This window comes from Snuella lapsa, from assembly GCF_039539345.1.
Lineage (GTDB): Bacteria > Bacteroidota > Bacteroidia > Flavobacteriales > Flavobacteriaceae > Snuella > Snuella lapsa.
Window position 1 is genome coordinate 2647 of the sequence record NZ_BAABCY010000108.1, and the last position, 17822, is coordinate 20468.

The 17822-nt window shown below is 37.5% G+C and carries 16 protein-coding genes; 6 read left to right on the forward strand and 10 right to left on the reverse strand.

Features of this window, described 5'->3' with window-relative positions; translation table 11 throughout:
• Nucleotides 1-357: 357 nt before the first annotated feature.
• The 4 genes from ABD792_RS18935 (at nt 358) to secA (ending at nt 5863) form a co-directional block, all read left to right on the forward strand.
• Nucleotides 358-1122: an O-methyltransferase gene (locus ABD792_RS18935; RefSeq protein WP_345008121.1), complete on the forward strand. Its 765-nt coding sequence runs from the start codon at nt 358-360 to the stop codon at nt 1120-1122.
• Between the two features lie 226 nt (nt 1123-1348).
• The gene (locus ABD792_RS18940; protein ID WP_345008123.1) at nt 1349-1921 is read left to right on the forward strand and encodes a cob(I)yrinic acid a,c-diamide adenosyltransferase; all 573 of its coding nucleotides are present in this window, start codon (nt 1349-1351) and stop codon (nt 1919-1921) included.
• Nucleotides 1922-2103: 182 nt separating this feature from the next.
• Nucleotides 2104-2325: a DUF2795 domain-containing protein gene (locus tag ABD792_RS18945; RefSeq protein WP_027136925.1), complete on the forward strand. Its 222-nt coding sequence runs from the start codon at nt 2104-2106 to the stop codon at nt 2323-2325.
• A 184-nt stretch (nt 2326-2509) separates the two neighbouring features.
• A complete protein-coding gene (gene secA / locus ABD792_RS18950) occupies nt 2510-5863 on the forward strand; it encodes a preprotein translocase subunit SecA (protein WP_345008127.1) in 3354 nt (1117 codons plus the stop codon).
• Between the two features lie 413 nt (nt 5864-6276).
• On the opposite strand, the gene ABD792_RS18955 is transcribed toward secA, so the two are convergent.
• Genes ABD792_RS18955 through ABD792_RS18965 form a run of 3 tightly spaced genes read right to left on the reverse strand, consistent with a single transcriptional unit; the run spans nt 6277 to nt 8849 of the window.
• Nucleotides 6277-7725 (reverse strand): hypothetical protein, encoded by a 1449-nt coding sequence (locus tag ABD792_RS18955; protein ID WP_345008129.1) that lies wholly within the window; start codon nt 7723-7725, stop codon nt 6277-6279.
• Nucleotides 7726-7735: 10 nt separating this feature from the next.
• The gene (locus ABD792_RS18960) at nt 7736-8314 is read right to left on the reverse strand and encodes a hypothetical protein (RefSeq protein ID WP_345008131.1); all 579 of its coding nucleotides are present in this window, start codon (nt 8312-8314) and stop codon (nt 7736-7738) included.
• Nucleotides 8298-8849, reverse strand: a complete 552-nt coding sequence (locus ABD792_RS18965) for an RNA polymerase sigma factor (protein ID WP_345008133.1) — start codon at nt 8847-8849, stop codon at nt 8298-8300. The genes ABD792_RS18960 and ABD792_RS18965 overlap by 17 nt, the downstream gene beginning before the upstream one ends.
• 405 nt (nt 8850-9254) lie before the next feature.
• Between ABD792_RS18965 and ABD792_RS18970 the strand changes: the two genes are divergently transcribed.
• The gene (locus ABD792_RS18970) at nt 9255-9809 is read left to right on the forward strand and encodes a DUF2911 domain-containing protein (RefSeq protein WP_345008135.1); all 555 of its coding nucleotides are present in this window, start codon (nt 9255-9257) and stop codon (nt 9807-9809) included.
• An 84-nt stretch (nt 9810-9893) separates the two neighbouring features.
• A complete protein-coding gene (gene meaB, locus ABD792_RS18975; RefSeq protein WP_345008137.1) occupies nt 9894-10964 on the forward strand; it encodes a methylmalonyl Co-A mutase-associated GTPase MeaB in 1071 nt (356 codons plus the stop codon).
• On the opposite strand, the gene ABD792_RS18980 is transcribed toward meaB, so the two are convergent.
• From ABD792_RS18980 to ABD792_RS19010, 7 genes are all read right to left on the reverse strand, one after another.
• Entirely contained in the window at nt 10959-11900 is a 942-nt protein-coding gene (locus ABD792_RS18980) for an NAD-dependent epimerase/dehydratase family protein (RefSeq protein ID WP_345008139.1), read from the reverse strand. The genes meaB and ABD792_RS18980 overlap by 6 nt on opposite strands.
• Nucleotides 11901-12173: 273 nt before the next feature.
• A complete protein-coding gene (locus ABD792_RS18985) occupies nt 12174-12749 on the reverse strand; it encodes a phosphatase PAP2 family protein (protein ID WP_345008140.1) in 576 nt (191 codons plus the stop codon).
• 33 nt (nt 12750-12782) lie between these two features.
• Nucleotides 12783-13010, reverse strand: coding sequence for a hypothetical protein (locus ABD792_RS18990; RefSeq protein ID WP_345008142.1), 228 nt, complete (start codon nt 13008-13010; stop codon nt 12783-12785).
• A 10-nt stretch (nt 13011-13020) separates the two neighbouring features.
• Nucleotides 13021-14412 (reverse strand): MATE family efflux transporter, encoded by a 1392-nt coding sequence (locus ABD792_RS18995; RefSeq protein WP_345008144.1) that lies wholly within the window; start codon nt 14410-14412, stop codon nt 13021-13023.
• A gap of 382 nt (nt 14413-14794) precedes the next feature.
• Nucleotides 14795-15109 (reverse strand): Dabb family protein, encoded by a 315-nt coding sequence (locus ABD792_RS19000; RefSeq protein WP_345008146.1) that lies wholly within the window; start codon nt 15107-15109, stop codon nt 14795-14797.
• A gap of 150 nt (nt 15110-15259) precedes the next feature.
• A complete protein-coding gene (locus tag ABD792_RS19005) occupies nt 15260-16201 on the reverse strand; it encodes an NAD(P)H-dependent flavin oxidoreductase (RefSeq protein WP_345008148.1) in 942 nt (313 codons plus the stop codon).
• Nucleotides 16201-17817 (reverse strand): S8 family serine peptidase, encoded by a 1617-nt coding sequence (locus ABD792_RS19010; protein ID WP_345008150.1) that lies wholly within the window; start codon nt 17815-17817, stop codon nt 16201-16203. Before ABD792_RS19010 ends, ABD792_RS19005 begins: the two co-directional genes overlap by 1 nt.
• Nucleotides 17818-17822 lie beyond the last annotated feature (5 nt).

Below are 17822 nucleotides of genomic sequence, written 5' to 3' on the forward strand. Positions count from 1 at the left end.
TGCTTCTGACTCCTAGCGTCTAACTCCATAACCTTAAAACTTTACAACTTTTAACTTGAAACCCCAAACTTCCAACTACCACAGCCCATTCAGAGCGAAGCGAACCTGTCTGCCAGCAAGTAGGGAACTTCACTTTCAAAACAACAGTGGATTCCTGCCGCAGTTTATCTTGAGTAAAATCGAAAGGCAGGAATGACAACTGCTAATTTACAATTGACTATTGATTATTGACTATTGACTATTGACTATCGACCATTATTAATCCCCAAGACACTAGATAAAAGACGCAAAAACCTCATAACTTTTCACTTTTAGCTTTTAACCTTTAACTTTACACCTTTTTAACTTTAAACTTAAGTGCTCTACCAAATACAACAATACCTAAAATTCCTATTACGATCCACCAACCAACACGGGGTGCACTCCCCTTTTGTATACCAATTGGTAACCCAATGCTTTTACGACAAAACAAGATACGATGCCTATAAAAGTATTAAAAACTACAAAGCAGCACTTTTAAGAAATAAAGAACGTATTTCGGTAACCGATCTGGGCGCAGGATCCCGGGTTCATAAACACCCCGAACGCACTATTGCCTCCATAGCCAAGTATGCAGGCACGAGTACAAAACGCAGCAAATTGCTTTATCGCCTGGTAACCTACCTTAACTGTTCCAGCATTTTAGAATTGGGCACATCGTTAGGTATTGCTACCCGAGCTTTAAGCCTAGCAAATCCCAAAGCCAGTATAACTAGCATTGAAGGATGCCAAAATATTGCCACTTTTACAAAAAGACAATTACAGAACGACAATATTGAAATCATTGGGAGTGATTTTGGCGAATACCTCCAAACCATAAAAAAGGAATCTTTCGACCTCATTTTCTTTGATGGCAACCATCAAAAGGAGGCTACCTTAAATTATTTCGAAAGCTTGCTACCTACAGCCCATAACGACAGTGTCTTTATTTTCGATGACATTCATTGGTCTAAGGGCATGACCGAAGCATGGGATCTTATCAAACAACACCCACGTGTCGCAGTAACCATCGATACGTTTAAATGGGGCTTTGTCTTTTTTAGAAAGGAACAAGCCAAAGAGCATTTTAGCATCAGGGTTTGACAGATTGTGATTAGTTGTTGGTTGTTGGCTAGGAAAAATACACTTATACGCAACCCACTAATTACTGAGTTGCAAACACTACCAACTATTAACGACTTCCATTGCAAAAACACGAAAACCTAGCATTGACTTCCAACTTCCGCCTCCCGTCTTCAGGCTTCCCACTTCTCAACTTTTAACTTTTAACTTTTCATTTTTAACTTTTAACATTTAACTTGCGTAACCTATGAAGATTTATACAAAAACAGGTGACAAAGGCACCACTGCTTTATTTGGAGGTACGCGCGTGCCCAAACACCATATTCGCATTGAAAGCTATGGTACCATAGACGAACTGAACTCACATATTGGATTGATTCGCGATCAAGATATTAATGCTCACTATAAAGAAGTCTTGATTCATATCCAGGATCGTTTATTTACCATAGGTGCTATTTTAGCAACCGATCCAGAAAAGGCCATTTTAAAAAGTGGCAAGGCACGCTTAAATATCCCTAAAATAGCTTTGGAAGACATTGAACGTCTAGAACAGGAAATGGACAATATGAACGATACCTTACCCCCTATGACACACTTTGTACTTCCCGGCGGACATCAAACCGTGTCATTCTGTCACATAGCCCGCTGCGTTTGCCGTCGTGCCGAGCGTTTAGCTACGGCTCTTCATGATATTAGCCCCTTAGAAGCACATACTTTAGTTTACCTAAACCGCCTTTCTGACTACCTTTTCGTATTGGCACGAAAGTTGTCCCACGACCTACAAGCAGATGAAATTAAGTGGATACCCGAAAAGCAATAGACTTGTTTTTTGAAATGCACATCAATCGCAATCTTAATTTTTATTAATAGTGTAGAGGTAAATTTCAATTGTTTAAATTTCGAAAGAAAATACGTTCTTTAATTTAATAATTAAATAATTCATTTTTTTCTTGCCTGTTTAAACTAAAAATTTATTTTTGCAAAAAATTAAACATAAAAACAATGTATTGGACATTAGAATTAGCATCTTATTTAAGTGATGCACCTTGGCCAGCAACAAAAGACGAGTTAATAGATTACGCTATTAGAACGGGAGCGCCTTTGGAAGTTGTTGAAAATTTACAGTCAATTGAAGATGAAGGAGATGCATACGACTCAATTGAAGAAATTTGGTCAGACTATCCAACGGACGAAGATTACCTCTGGAATGAGGACGAATATTAATAAAAGCATAAAGAATAGTTAAAAGTCTCGTATCGAGGCTTTTTTTTTTGCTAATCTTTATAAAACACCATAACATAATGTATCTTTGGAAGCCCTTTTACGGGTTTTTAAGATATAATAACGAACAGAAAATGTACTACGTACTTTCGAGGTACATAGAAGTACATAAAAAATTATAGATCACATGACCTTTTTAGATTCAATACTAAAAGTATTTGTTGGCGATAAGTCGAAACAAGACGTAAAAGCCATTACGCCAATAGTCGATAAAATTAAAAGCTTTGAGGCTGCTTTAGAAGCCTTGTCCCATGACGCATTAAGAGCAAAAACCACTGATTTTAAAGCACGTATTGCGGCAGCTACAAAAGACATAGACGACCGCATTGCTAATTTACTCGAAGAAGCTGAGAACACCGAAGACATTGATAAGCGCGAAGATATCTACTTGGATATCGACAAACTTAAAGACGATGCCTACGATGCTACCGAAGCGGTTTTAAATGCTATTTTACCAGAAGCTTTTGCTGTTGTAAAGGAAACAGCAAAACGCTTTGCCAACAATACAACATTAACCGTTACAGCAACTGCATACGACCGTGAACTATCCGGATCCAATGATTATATTACCTTAGACAACGACAAAGCTACTTGGTCCAACTCTTGGGATGCTGCTGGCAAACCTATAACCTGGGATATGGTACATTACGATGTACAGCTTATTGGCGGTGTTGCCATGCACCAAGGAAAAATAGCAGAGATGCAAACAGGTGAAGGTAAAACCTTGGTTGCTACATTACCAATGTATCTCAATGCACTATCTGGAAGAGGTGTACACTTGGTAACAGTAAACGACTACTTAGCGAAACGTGACAGTGCGTGGATGGCTCCTATTTTTCAATTCCATGGCTTGAGTGTTGATTGTATTGACTACCATCAACCGAATTCCGAAGCACGTAAAAAGGCTTATAATGCCGATATTACTTATGGAACCAATAACGAATTTGGGTTTGATTATTTACGTGATAATATGGCGCATGCTCCAAACGATCTCGTACAACGTCCGCACAATTACGCCATAGTGGATGAGGTGGATTCTGTATTAGTCGACGATGCTCGTACACCATTAATCATCTCTGGTCCCATTCCGCAAGGTGAACGCCATGAATTTGTTGAATTAAAACCTAAAGTAGACGATATTGTAGGGGTACAACGCAAATATTTAACAGGGGTCTTAGCAGAAGCAAAAAAACTAATCACATCTGGTGACACTAAAGAAGGTGGTTTTCAATTATTAAGGGCTTACCGTGGTATGCCCAAAAACAAGGCACTTATTAAATTTTTAAGTGAAGAAGGTGTTAAACAGCTACTTCAAAAAACCGAAAACTTTTACATGCAGGACAACAACCGGGAGATGCCAAAGGTTGACGCCGAGCTGTATTATGTTATTGAGGAAAAGAACAATCAAATAGAACTTACCGATAAAGGAATTGAATACTTGTCTGGCAAGAACGATCCCGACTTCTTTGTTATGCCAGAAATTGGTCTTGAAATAGCGAAAATAGAACAACAAGGGCTTTCGGCTGAAGAAGAAGCCAACTTAAAAGAGGCCTTATATAAAGACTTTGCCGTAAAATCGGAGCGTATCCATACGCTTAACCAATTATTAAAAGCTTATGCTTTGTTTGAAAAAGACACCCAGTATGTGGTTATAGACAACAAAGTAATGATCGTTGATGAGCAAACTGGTCGTATTATGGATGGGCGTCGTTACAGTGACGGATTGCACCAAGCAATTGAAGCCAAAGAAAATGTGAAGATTGAAGATGCAACACAAACTTTTGCTACCATCACGCTTCAAAATTACTTTAGAATGTACCGCAAGCTTTCGGGTATGACGGGTACAGCAGTAACCGAAGCCGGGGAATTTTGGGAAATCTATAAATTGGATGTTGTAGAGATTCCAACCAACAGACCCATTGCCCGTGATGACCGCGACGATTTGGTTTACAAAACAAAACGCGAAAAGTACAATGCCGTTATTGAAGAGGTTACCAAACTATCACAAGCTGGCAGACCTGTCCTTATTGGTACTACTTCGGTAGAGATAAGTGAATTGCTTGGAAAAATGCTCAGTATTCGAAAGATACCGCACAACGTACTAAACGCTAAACTCCATAAAAAAGAAGCCGACATTGTTGCCGAAGCTGGTAAGCCCGGGCAGGTAACCATAGCCACCAATATGGCAGGACGTGGTACAGATATTAAATTAACCGAAGAAGTTAAAGCGGCAGGAGGTTTAGCCATTATAGGTACCGAGCGTCACGACTCACGTCGTGTAGACCGTCAGTTACGAGGACGTGCTGGTCGTCAAGGAGACCCTGGTAGTTCCCAGTTTTATGTGTCACTGGAAGATAACTTAATGCGTTTATTTGGTAGTGAGCGTATTGCCAAAATGATGGATCGTATGGGTCTGAAAGAAGGCGAAGTGATTCAACATTCCATGATTTCAAAATCCATTGAACGTGCCCAGAAAAAGGTAGAAGAAAACAACTTTGGTGTTCGTAAACGTTTATTAGAATACGACGATGTTATGAATGCACAACGAGAGGTTATCTACAAGCGTCGTCACCACGCCTTATTTGGAGAACGTCTTCGCGTAGATTTAGCGAACATGATCTTTGATACCTCCGAAGGTATCGCTGAATCGAATAAAGCTGCTAACGACTATAAAAACTTTGAGTTCGAGCTTATCCGTTATTTCTCTATGAGTGCTCCAATTACCGAAGCTGAATTTGGAAGCCTATCACCCCAAGAAATAACTTCAAAAATATACAAAGCTGCTTTCGAACATTATAAAGAAAAAATGACTCGTAATGCTGAAATTGCATTTCCAGTCATTAAAAATGTTTACGAAACGCAACGTGATAAATTTAAGCGCATTGTAGTACCTTTTACAGATGGCATTAAAAGTTTACAGGTAGTTACCGATCTTGAAAAAGCTTACGAAACAGGCGGAAAGCAGTTGATTACCGATTTTGAAAAGAACATTACATTAGCAATTATCGATGATGCCTGGAAAACGCATTTGCGCAAAATGGATGAACTAAAGCAATCTGTACAATTGGCTGTTCATGAACAAAAAGATCCTTTGTTAATCTACAAATTTGAGGCTTTCGAACTGTTTAAGGCGATGATAGACCTAGTTAACAAGGATGTTATTTCATTCCTGTTTAAAGGAGAACTACCTCAGGAAACACAAGACACCATTCAGGAAGCACGTGTTAGAAAACAGGAGAAGCTGAACACTCAAAAGGATGAAATTCCTAATCTAGACGAACGCTCTGCACAAGCAAGAGCTGCTGGTAACACCCAACGCAGGCAAGAAGTGGTAGAAACCATTGTTCGGGACAGACCTAAAATTGGCCGTAACGACCGCGTTACCATTAAGCATGTTATTAACGGTGAAAACAAAACCCTAAAGTACAAACAAGCTGAACATTTATTAGCCAGTGGTGATTGGGTTTTGGTTGAAGATTAGTTAATTTAAAGTCTAACAAAATAAAGAAGTCTGATAGTTTAATTACTGTCAGGCTTTTTTTAGATACATTGTAGTTGTTTAAAAGCAAGTATATCTTTTTGTATAAAACCTACAAGAATTTTGAAATAAAGAATTTCTTGAAACGAACTATCCCAGAGGCTGAGCCTCGAGGAATTCTCTTCGATTAAACCTCTGATTAACATTATGTTGTTGGAATGAAGGCCGACAATGTCTCCCCGAGTAAAGTCGAGGGGTTATTTGGCATCGATATTTTGAAAAAGGTCTCGACTGCGCTCGACCCGAAAATTTTCAATTATCTTATTTTCAGTGATTTGTTTGTTTTCGATATGATTTTTTGAAAAAATCACTCAAACTGACATAAATTTTCTTATCCAAGATGCGTTAAATAAGGTTTACTCCATAGTCACATTACTAAACTTGGCGTTTACTACGATACTTTTTCCAGATTCCATATTGCCTGTCGAGAACGTAGTTGTATTTTCTTTTTCATTTTTTTGGGGATGATTAAATCTGGAACGTTCACCACTGTACTGAAGACTATGTCCTGTTTTAGGAAGGGCAATATAGGCATCTGTATTTTGGAGTATTACATTTAAATTGGTAAACGCTTCATCTACATTCAAAATTTTTAAATCCCCAATATTCTCGTTAATTGTTGTATTGCCCATGATTTTACCGATCGTAACATTAGAAGCGTTAGCGGTTAGCACTAAATGTTTTACATCGTCTAATTCCACCTGTTCCACATAATTTAAATTTAAATTGCCCAAGTTCCACTGCGATACATAAACAGGTGAAAAAGAAGCATTAATGGAAGTTGCACTTCCATTAATGCTATGCGCTGTAAATTTGGTATGGGATAAATTAGCCTTTAAATTATCGATATTTGCAGCGAATTGAAGCTCTCCATGCCTCACGTTTACTTTTAACTTTGCATTTTTGGGCATTTTAATGACTATGGTTTTCTTCACTTTTGACTCCGTTTTACCATCTATCATTTTTTCAATTACTACGCGTCTTGATTTTGCTAACTTCTCCCTAGCTTTCATATGCTTTTCACGGGCTTTCATGTGGGCTTCACGGGCTTTTTCATGGGACTGCCTAATAACGACCATATGTTCTCTTTTTCGTTCCATTTTTTCTGCATGACGCGCTCTCCATTCTTTCATTCTTTCTTTATAATTATCGCCCCATTCTTCACCAAATTTCTCTCCCCAAACTTCCATTTTTTTTGCATAATCCTTACCAAAGTTGGCTTCAAAACTCTTAGCCCATTCTTTTAGATATTTCTCACCATCCTTTTTATAGGCTTCATAATCAAAATGCATTTTATGTACGCCTTCCGGCAATTCGGGCAATTCAGGTAATTCGGGTATTTCTGGAATTTCCGGTATTTCTGGCACATCAGGAATCTCAACATCAATATCCAGATCTGGAATATCTGCCAGTTCCAATTTTAGTTCTTCTAAAATAGCATGGGTTGCGTAACCATCATCACCTTCGTGGTCGTAAACCCATACATGCGAAAAATTTCCTTTATCTTTTGTTCTAATCGCTATTTCGTTAGCAGTAGCATCTACATCCACATTCCATGTCTTTAAAACATCCTGCATGTCTTTTTCATCAAGGTCTTCTCCCTCAATATAAGCTTCTATCTCAACAACATCCTTGTTCCAAGTATCAAAAACAATATTACAATAACTTGTATTTAGGTCTATAGTTACATTCTTATTTACTTTTATAGCTTGCGACACTTTGGTTAATTTCTGCTGTGCAAACATGGATCCTGCCATAAAAAAGCTTAGCGCCAAAACTTTAAATGTTATGTTTATTCTGTTCATTTTTTGATTTTTAGATTGATTTTGCCTGAGATTCAATACCTTTTTCGTTATTATTCAGGTCTTTTACTTGCTCTCTTAAACGATACAACAGGTTTAAGCGATACTTTAAATTATCGATTAAAGCATTGATTGTAAGCTCACTTGGTCCGGACTCGGTAAGCTCGACAGATAAACGCCTATACTCTTTATCAAGTTCACCTAACTGTGCCAAATAGCCATCGAAGAGCTCTTTATTCTCGTCTGTAAACTTTATTTTTGACAATTCTAAATTGATACTTGCCAAATAATAGTCTTCAACTTTTTTAAGCCCTGGAGAGACATCACCTAATGTTTTTGTTGGGTTTGTCGTAGTAGCTACCTCTATAACCGGTACATCCTCATTGGTTATAAAAAAATTATAAGCTCCAAATCCAGCTCCCAGAAATAGCACAATACTAGCTGCTACCTTAATCCAGGAATAACTATATTTTTTCTCTACTGGTAAAGCCTTATTCAACTTTTCTAGGAACCGTTCCTGATGGTTACCTGGCATTGTATCTTTTAATGACCTTGCCTCTTCCTTAAACAATTCTCTAATGTCCCGTGCCATAATTACTAAGTGTTAAACGTTCTTGTAATAGTAATTTCCCCCTATACAACTGTGTTCGCGATGCGACCTCGGAAACGCCTAATATCTCCGATATTTCTTGATGATCGTATCCTTCAATAAGGTACAACATCACCACATATTGGTATTTTTCGGGTAACTCGTTAATTGCTTTTTTTACATCGTTTAATGTAATTGCGTCGTCTACTAACCATTTGTCGTTGTCTTCGGCATCGATAACCTTAAGGTGCACCTCTTCTAAGGCAACAAGTCGTTGCTTTTTAGATTTAAGAAAATCGATACTCTTGTTAACCACAATACGTTTTAACCATATACCAAAAGTAACTTCTGCTTTATACTGATGTAATTTAGAGAAGGCCTTAATAAAGGCTTCCTGTACAACATCTTCGGCATCATTGGCATCTTTTACAAATCGTTTGGCAACGCAATACATGCCATCACAATACTGGCTATATAACTGCAATTGTGCCTTTCGATTGTTTTGCTTGCATTCTTCAATAATATCTGATTGCAACATGCGAATCACTTTTGGTTTAGGTTAGTTCATATATAAAGACGACAAAAAATATACTGTGTTGCAAAAACATCCTATTTTTTTTATGACATAAGAGAAACACCTTTATTTTTATGTGATTAATAAAGAATTTTCTGAGACGAACTATCCCCGAGGCTGAGCCTCGAGGAGTTCTCTTCGATTAAATGTTCCGATGTCTATATTGAAATCAAAAGTTTTTTTAAATAAATACCTTACGGGCTTGCTTCAAGATAATTTACGTAGTTAAAATTAACATGTTTAAAGCCTTATAATCTCTTAATTTCAATTATTTTTAGCACTGTATAACAAAGCTAAAGAAATGTACGTTTGCATTTTATTAATCATTACATTTTAAATTATATTTACCTTCTAAAATAATTTACTTTTATGAACACCTTTTTAAAGCGCATTTTAATCCTTTTATCTCTCGTTGCTTTAGGACTTTTTATATATTCCGTATTTGTGGAAAACATTTTCTCTACACGATTAAGCCCAAAGGATACTGTAGAATTTAAACTTAACGATTTAAAATTAGAAGTTTTTTATAACCGCCCTTATAAAAAAGGACGTGATATTTTTGGTGCTTTGGTCCCCTATAACCAAGTATGGCGTACCGGAGCTAATGAGGCTACTACATTTAAAACCAACAAAGCGCTTAACATAGAGGGCAATTCCTTACCTGCTGGAAAATACACTTTGTGGACGGTACCCAAAGACACCTCATGGACCGTTATTTTTAATTCAAAACAATACCCTTGGGGTGTTGACAACGAAATGAAACCTATGTGGGACCCTAATTACGATGTTGTAAATATTGATGTCCCCGTAGAGAAATTAAATACAACATTAGAACAATTTACGATTGCTTTTGATAATTCTACGGACAACTTGTCTTTAACCATGGCGTGGGACAACACAAAAATAGCAGTACCCTTAAAATAATTAAGACGCCCATTGCGTATTGAACGCATTTAAACTTTCTCAATTGGCTATAAAATTGTAAATTAGGTAAAGAAATGTGTATTTGTGGCTAAAGAAAAAACATCGGCTTTACATAAAAACAAAGGCGCGTCCCAATCCGAAGACATGAACGCTCGTGCTATTAAAAACATTCGGTCAAAACGCAATACCCAACTAAACACTAAAACTTTAGTTGCCTCAATTTTAAAAAGGGACACCGTGGCTTTAAGCCGGGCCATTACGTTGATTGAGAGTAAACACCCATCGCACATAAAACAGGCTAATACTCTTATTGAAGCTTGCTTACCTTATGCAAACCAGTCAATCCGTATAGGCATTACAGGCGTTCCAGGTGTAGGCAAGAGCACTTTTATTGAAACTTTTGGCAAGCACCTAACCTCAAAAGGCAAACGTGTTGCCGTACTGGCCATAGACCCTAGTAGCTCTCTTAGTAAAGGCAGTATTTTGGGGGACAAAACTCGGATGGAAGCTCTTGTAAAGGACGAACATGCCTTTATACGCCCTTCGGCTTCTGGAGATTCGTTAGGTGGTGTGGCAAGAAAAACAAGAGAAAGCATTATTTTGTGTGAAGCTGCCGGTTTTGATGTAATTATTATTGAAACGGTTGGTGTAGGACAAAGTGAAACTACCGTGCATAGTATGGTAGATTTCTTTTTATTATTGAAACTAGCGGGTGCTGGCGATGAGTTACAAGGCATAAAACGTGGTATTATAGAAATGGCCGACGCTATTGTTATTAATAAAGCAGATGGAGACATCTTAAAGCATGCTCAATTGGCAAAGATTGCGTTTAGCAAGGCACTTCATTTATATCCAAAAAAAGCATCGCAGTGGACACCTAAAGTAACACTTTGCAGTGCATTACACAATGAAGGTATAGATGCTGTTTGGAATCAAATTTCAGACTATATTGCCATTACTTCCGAAAATAATTACTTTAAAGAAAAGCGTCAGGAGCAGAACAAATTTTGGTTAATCCAAACTATTGAAGCACAATTAAGTTCTCATTTTTTTAATAGACCAGATATAAAAAAGGAATTACAAAAACAATTGGAGCGCATCGAAGCTAACAAAACAACACCATTTGCCGCAGCCGATTACCTACTAAACTTATAAAAAATTTTCCTTATACCAAGCAACTTGTTGCTTAACCGCCTCTAAAAGGCTTGTTTTCGGGTTGTAATTAAGCAAGGCTTTGGCTTTATCTATATTGGCTTTTGTCCGCAATTGGTCGCCAGTACGTTTTGGTAGTGTTTTAATGGTGATAGACGTCCCCAAAACAGCCTCTACGGTTTCTATGCCTCCTTGTGTGGTATGCTCTACCTCTGTTCCCAAATTAATGACTTCTGTATTTACAATGGCTTCTTTTCCTATTACTCCTACCACACCATCAACAATATCGCCAACATAAGTAAAGCTTCGTATATGGTTTTGGCTTCCTTCAAACAACGAAAATGCTTGCCCTTTTATTCCTGAGGCTATTAACTTTGTGTATAACTTTTCTGGTCGTTCCCTAGGCCCTATAACGGAATATAAACGCAAGGAACAGGCTATTAATTTTTGCTCCCTGCTTTTTTGCAGTACTAATTGCTCGGCGGCCAGTTTTGTAACACCGTAATACGATGCTGGTTTGGGTTCATTGGTTTCAGTACAGGTAGCTTCCAAACCATAGACTGAAGATGTCCCGATATTAACAAAAAGTTTTAAGTCTGGTAACTGTAAAGCATAATCGATTAGGTTTTTGGTCCCTAAAACATTATTGCTTAAATAATCATCAAAGGATGAGTGTGCTGAAATGCCAGGATGTGCGGCAAAATGAAAGATATAGTTTATATCGTTAGGCAACACCGCACTTAAATCATTGTCCCTAATATCTTTATCAATAATAGGTATACCACTATTGTTTAACTCTTTTTCATTTAAACGCTTAAGTTCCAAACGATAGTATGGCGAAAAGTTATCAATCCCAACTACTTCATGCCCCATTTTACTTAAACGCTCTGCGGTATGAGAACCTATAAAACCTGCAGCACCAGTCACCAATATTTTCATTTGTTTAAATTTTGATCATTATTTGATATTAAAATAAAGAATTTCTTGAAACTAACTATCCCCGACGCAGAACCATAGGGGGGTATACTTCGACAGAGCCTGTATCGAGCTTGTCGAGATGCTCAGTACAGGTTTTGCTCGTTCCATTTTGACCTTACAAGGCCAAAAACCGAAATTCTGTATTTAGATTCCCGATTCACGGGAATGACAATTTCAACGGAAATCCCGAGGCTGAGCCTCGAGGGATTCTCTTCGATTAATGTTCGTTTCATCTTATCCCAAAGTTCCTGAATACTTATTTTTTATATAAAAAAACAACTTATAGAACATAAAACCTGAAAGTGCACCAAAGGCTAAACCACAAATAATGTCCAACGGATAGTGTACTCCCACATAAATCCTACTGTAAGCAACTATTGCACTCCATAACAAGAGCATAAAAATAAGATTCCTATAGTAGGGTCTTAATAGTAGACCTGCAAAAACGGCTGTTGCCATGGAATTTGAAGAATGTCCGGAGAAAAACCCATATTTTCCACAACGTACCGCTATAAACCGCATTTGATCCATAACCCCTTCTGCCCTACAGGGTCTTGCTCGCTCAAAACCTCTCTTAAAAACATTAGTGATTTGATCGGTAAAAGTTATCATAAGTGCAATAAGCACTACAAGTAAGAGCAATGTTTTTAATCCGTATTTTTTATACAATAAAAACAACAAAAAAGCATATAAAGGAATAAAGGTTAACTTATTTGTAATTACCAGCCATAAATTATCCCAAGGTTCTGCACCCAAATTATTTAAAAACAAAAATAATGCTGTATCATATTCTAAAAGGGTATCGATCATTTGCGAAACATTTAAATCTAACTTAATACTATATTACTCTTCGTACTTGGCTATTTCACTATCATAAAAATCGGTTGCCAATTTTATCATGGTTTCGGTTTCTGCGACCAACTCTTTTTCATCTTCTTTGCTGAATTCTTCAAACCATTCTATTTCATCATCTTCAAGATTGATAATAAATCGTGGGAATTCGGTATGAATCACAAAAATGGCATTAGGTAAATCTGTATTATCGCCAAGAATAAACTTTGGAAGTGTCATGTTTTAAGTTTTAAGTTTTAACTATAGTCTGTTTCGACAAAATTAATTTTTTAGTTAAATAATTAAATCGAATATACAACAAAATAGCGGCAGTTGTTAAACCCGCCAGTAAGCCCATCCATATTCCAAAACTTCCAAATGCAGATTCCTTACCACAGAACCAACTAATAGGAAATCCAACAAGCCAATAGGAAACAAATGTAATAATGGTAGGGATCTTTACATCCTGAAGCCCCCGCAAGGCTCCCAGTACCAAGACCTGTATACTGTCACTTATCTGAAAAATGGCTGCTGCTATTAATAACTTGGAAGCAATGCTAACTACTTCGGTATTATCTGCGAAGTTATGAGCATCATCAAAATCGACGTATAGCTTGGGTAACTCTTCATGAAACGCAAAGAAGAGCATAGCAAAGCAACAGGCCAACATGGTTCCCAACATAAATAAGGAAAATGCAATCCTTCGCAAATCGGTGTAATTATGTAATCCCTTTTGATTTCCGACCCTAATCATTGATGCTACACTTAAGCCCATAGCTACCATGAAAGTCATTGAAGACAAATTTAAAGCAATTTGATTTGCTGCTTGCGGATTCTTTCCTAAAAGCCCACTTAACCATACTGCCGCCGTAAAAATAGCGACTTCAAAAAACATTTGCATGGCACTGGGCGCTCCTAGATTAATAATCTTTTTAAGCATTAGCTTATCTAAGACAAAAAATTTAATATTGGTAACGTAATCTTTGGACTTTTCTTTTCCTTTCAGCAAATACCATACATACCATACCATAACTATACGGGAGACCAATGTGCCATAAGCAGCTCCAACGATCCCCAGTTTTGGGAAACCAAACTTTCCAAAAATGAGCACATAATTAAGAAGAATGTTTATGATATTGGCCAACAATGTCGCATACATAGGCAACCGGGTCATAGACAAGCCATCGCTAAATTGTTTAAAACCTTGAAAAATAATTAAAGGAATTAACGAAAAGGCTACCAAGTCTAAATACGGAATGGCCAGTTCGACCACTTCTACAGGTTGTTTCATCAAATACATTAACGGTTTGGCCAATAGTATCATTAAAAACAACAGCACGCCTAAAACCGTACACAGAAACAATCCGTGCTTAAAGGATGATTTTCCCTTCAAGAAGTTTTTAGCTGCATCTGCTTCTGCTATAAGCGGGGTAACGGCTGTAGAAAAACCAATACCAAGGGACATGGCTATAAACATAAAACTATTGCCCAATGATACTGCTGCCAGTTCCGCAGTTCCCAATTGCCCTACCATAATATTGTCTATAAAACTAACAAAGGTATGCCCCAGCATACCCAACATTACAGGAGAGGCCAATTGCCAATTGTATTTAAATTCTTTAGTATACTCCCTTAAATTCATGGCGTAAAAATAGGCTTTAGTCTTTGCTTAATACAATTTTAAGCTACAGATTTAACACTTTCTTTTACGAGGCAAAAATAAATGTCATCAAATAAGCACAATACATTTAAATTCAGCGTTTTATTTTTTATCTTTGCTAAACCTAAGTTCCCCTTTTAGGTTGATATGAAATCGCAACAAAAAATTTCAAAAAACCATTTAGCTTTTATTTTATAGGGATTGAAAATATTAAGGCTTCTGGTTCAACAATAAGGGGAAAATAATTTTCCCCTTATTTAATTTCCTTTTAATATAGAACTCATCTTGACTTTTTCTATTTCCTAAAAAACGGCTCAAATCCGTTCATATTTCGTTACTTTTTTACTCGTAACGATGCTATCAATCACCAAATATTTTTCGAATCGTACACCTGTACCTTTTCCCATAAATTACTGGATTCTTCGATAAACAATTTGTGCGCAGGCTCTGCCTGGTATTTATCATGATCTTCTTTGGTTAAAAAATCAACTACTAAACAGTAGGTATACGAATTATCAACCACATCTCGTGGTGTATTGGCCGGTATTCCTAAATGTTTGGCTTTTACAAATATCGAACTGTCAATAAACTTTTTCAAAGAGGCTTCGAAAGCATTTCTGTCTGATTGATCTTCTGGGTTTTTCAACCAAAAAAAGACCGTATGTCTAAAGTTTCCCATTTTAAGTTTTATTATAGAAGTGATTTTAACTTTTATGAATACCCGTTATGTGTCATAATGAACTCATTTTGACTTCGCTTAATGTCCGTTCTGATGACAGAGTCCAAAATTATTACTTATAACGAATATACTATATACTTAAAGACTTTTTTATAATGTAGGCATGTTTTGTTTGGCTACTTCAAATTCTTTAATTATATCTTGAACTATTTGGGCTACTGGTTTAATATCATGAATTAATCCGGACACCTGCCCTATTTCAAGTTCGCCTTCATCCAAGTCACCTTCAAACATACCTCGTTTTGCCCTGGCTCGTCCCAACAATTGTTTAAGAGCATCTAAATGAGGTGCTGTTTTATATAATTCTTGAATATCGTTATAAAATTTATTTTTTATCAATCGCACGGGCGCCAACTCTTTTAGTGTAAGCTGTGTATCTCCTTCTTTGGCATCGACCACCATTTGTTTAAAATCTTTATGAGCTGACGATTCTTCACTTGCAACAAACCTACTCCCCACCTGTACGCCATCGGCTCCCAAAACCATTGCAGCCAACATAGCCTTTCCTGTAGCTATACCTCCAGCTGCAATAAGTGGTATGTTTACCTTTTCTTTAACCATAGGTATTAAGGTTAATGTTGTTGTTTCATCCCTCCCGTTATGCCCTCCTGCTTCAAAGCCTTCTGCCACCACTGCATTAACACCTGCTTCTTGCGCTTTTAAAGCAAACTTAACACTACTAACCACATGTACTACGGTTATACCGTGCTCCTGTAACCAACGGGTCCATGTTTTAGGGTTTCCAGCCGAGGTAAATACGATCTTTACATCTTCTTCAACAATAATATCCATAATCTCCTGGATGTTTGGGTACAGCATGGGCACATTTACCCCAAATAGTTTATTGGTAGCTTTTTTACATTTCTGAATGTGCTCGCGTAATACATCTGGATACATAGACCCCGCTCCTATAAGCCCTAAAATACCTGAATTACTGGAAGCCGCGGCCAAACGCCATCCACTATTCCATACCATCCCAGCCTGAACAATGGGATATTTAATACCAAATAATTTGGTTATTCTGTTGGTCATTATTTTTTTATAAGCTTAAAGGTTTTTGTAATATCTGAAGCATGTAGCCTTACTATATATATCCCGTTTGCCAAAGTAGACACGTCTAGAGAGTCGTTAGGGGCTGAAAGTGTAGATTGTAGCACTTGTTTTCCCAGTATATCAAAAAGGCTGATAGTTATCGGGAAATTATCCTCTACTGTTTTAACAAATAAAAAGGCTTCTACTGGATTTGGATATATGAAAAGGTTTTCTAAACCATCATTGTTCTGGATTTCTCCCAGCGCTGTATTAAGTGCCAATTCCAAATTAGGAATACCAAAGCCTAAATTATAATCGGGTACATCATATTGAGATGCCGACATCCTTACTATTTGCATAAGCTCTGCGTTTGTTTTATCTGGTAAAGCCTGCCATAAACAAACCATACCCCCAGCCATGATTGGAGAACTAAAAGATGTTCCGTTTGCAGTTCCAATAGCGCCGTTTTGAAAAATGACATAACTTGCTTGGCCTTGGGCAACTACATCTGGCTTACGGGTTGGTTGTATAGCACTCCCCCTAGAACTGAACGCTGCATAATTTCCGTTGGCATCTACGGCTCCAATAGTAAAAACGCCTGCGGCATCGGCAGGAGCCCCAACTATCCCCCAACTATCATTTCCAGAGTTCCCTGCTGAATTTACAAGTAGCATGCCTTTCTCGAAAGCTATATTAGCTCCCTTGGTAATAAAGGCAGTGTTGCCATCCATATTGGATGTGGTATAGTTGTAATTTGGATTGTCGAAAGTCGCATACCCCAAGGAGGTATTTATAACATCTACCCCTAAACTGTCTGCGCGTTCGGCTGCTTCGACCCAATAACTTTCTTCCACTGGGTTTTCGCTAAGGGCATCCTCGGTTATAAACAAATAGTAAGACGCATCGGGTGCAGTTCCAACAAATTGGTTTTCGATATACCCAGCCATATCACTTAGCACCAACGTGCCATGATTACTTGCCGTATTTGCATACACATTAGCCTCCCTGTTTACAAAATCGTACCCTCCCATTAGGTTGCCTGCATCTCTTAAACGCTTAAAAGCGACCAAAGTATTTGCATTTGGGAATCCAGCATCTAAAACGGCAACGGTCATGCCTGTTCCTGTATAACCAGCTTCGTGCAATTTATCGCCGTTAAACATTTCTATTTGATTGGAGGCATTTCCATAATTGAACATGTTGTAGGTTTCTTTAAACTTCAACACCTTTGCTTTTTTAACTGTCTTTGAAGTGTTCAAACTTTTATTTGCAAAATCGACATGACTTACAAACTCAAGGTTTTCAAGATCTTGAATATCGGTTTGGCTGCCCCTTATGTGTACTGCGTTAAACCATTTGGATTTAGCCATCACGGTAATACCAGGGCTATTCTTTAACTGCGCTATGTAGTTTTCGTTTACAGGGACATCCCGCTCATCGATAGTTACATTATGGGCTATTTTTCTATCTATAGCTTTCTGGGTAAGTATTGTAGTTGGATTGGCAATGGAAGTGGTTACATTTTCCTTATCAACCAGATACACCCAAGCATCTTGTTGCGCAAAAACATAAAACTGAAAGCACAGCAGGCCAATAAATAGCAATCCTTTTTTCATTCGTT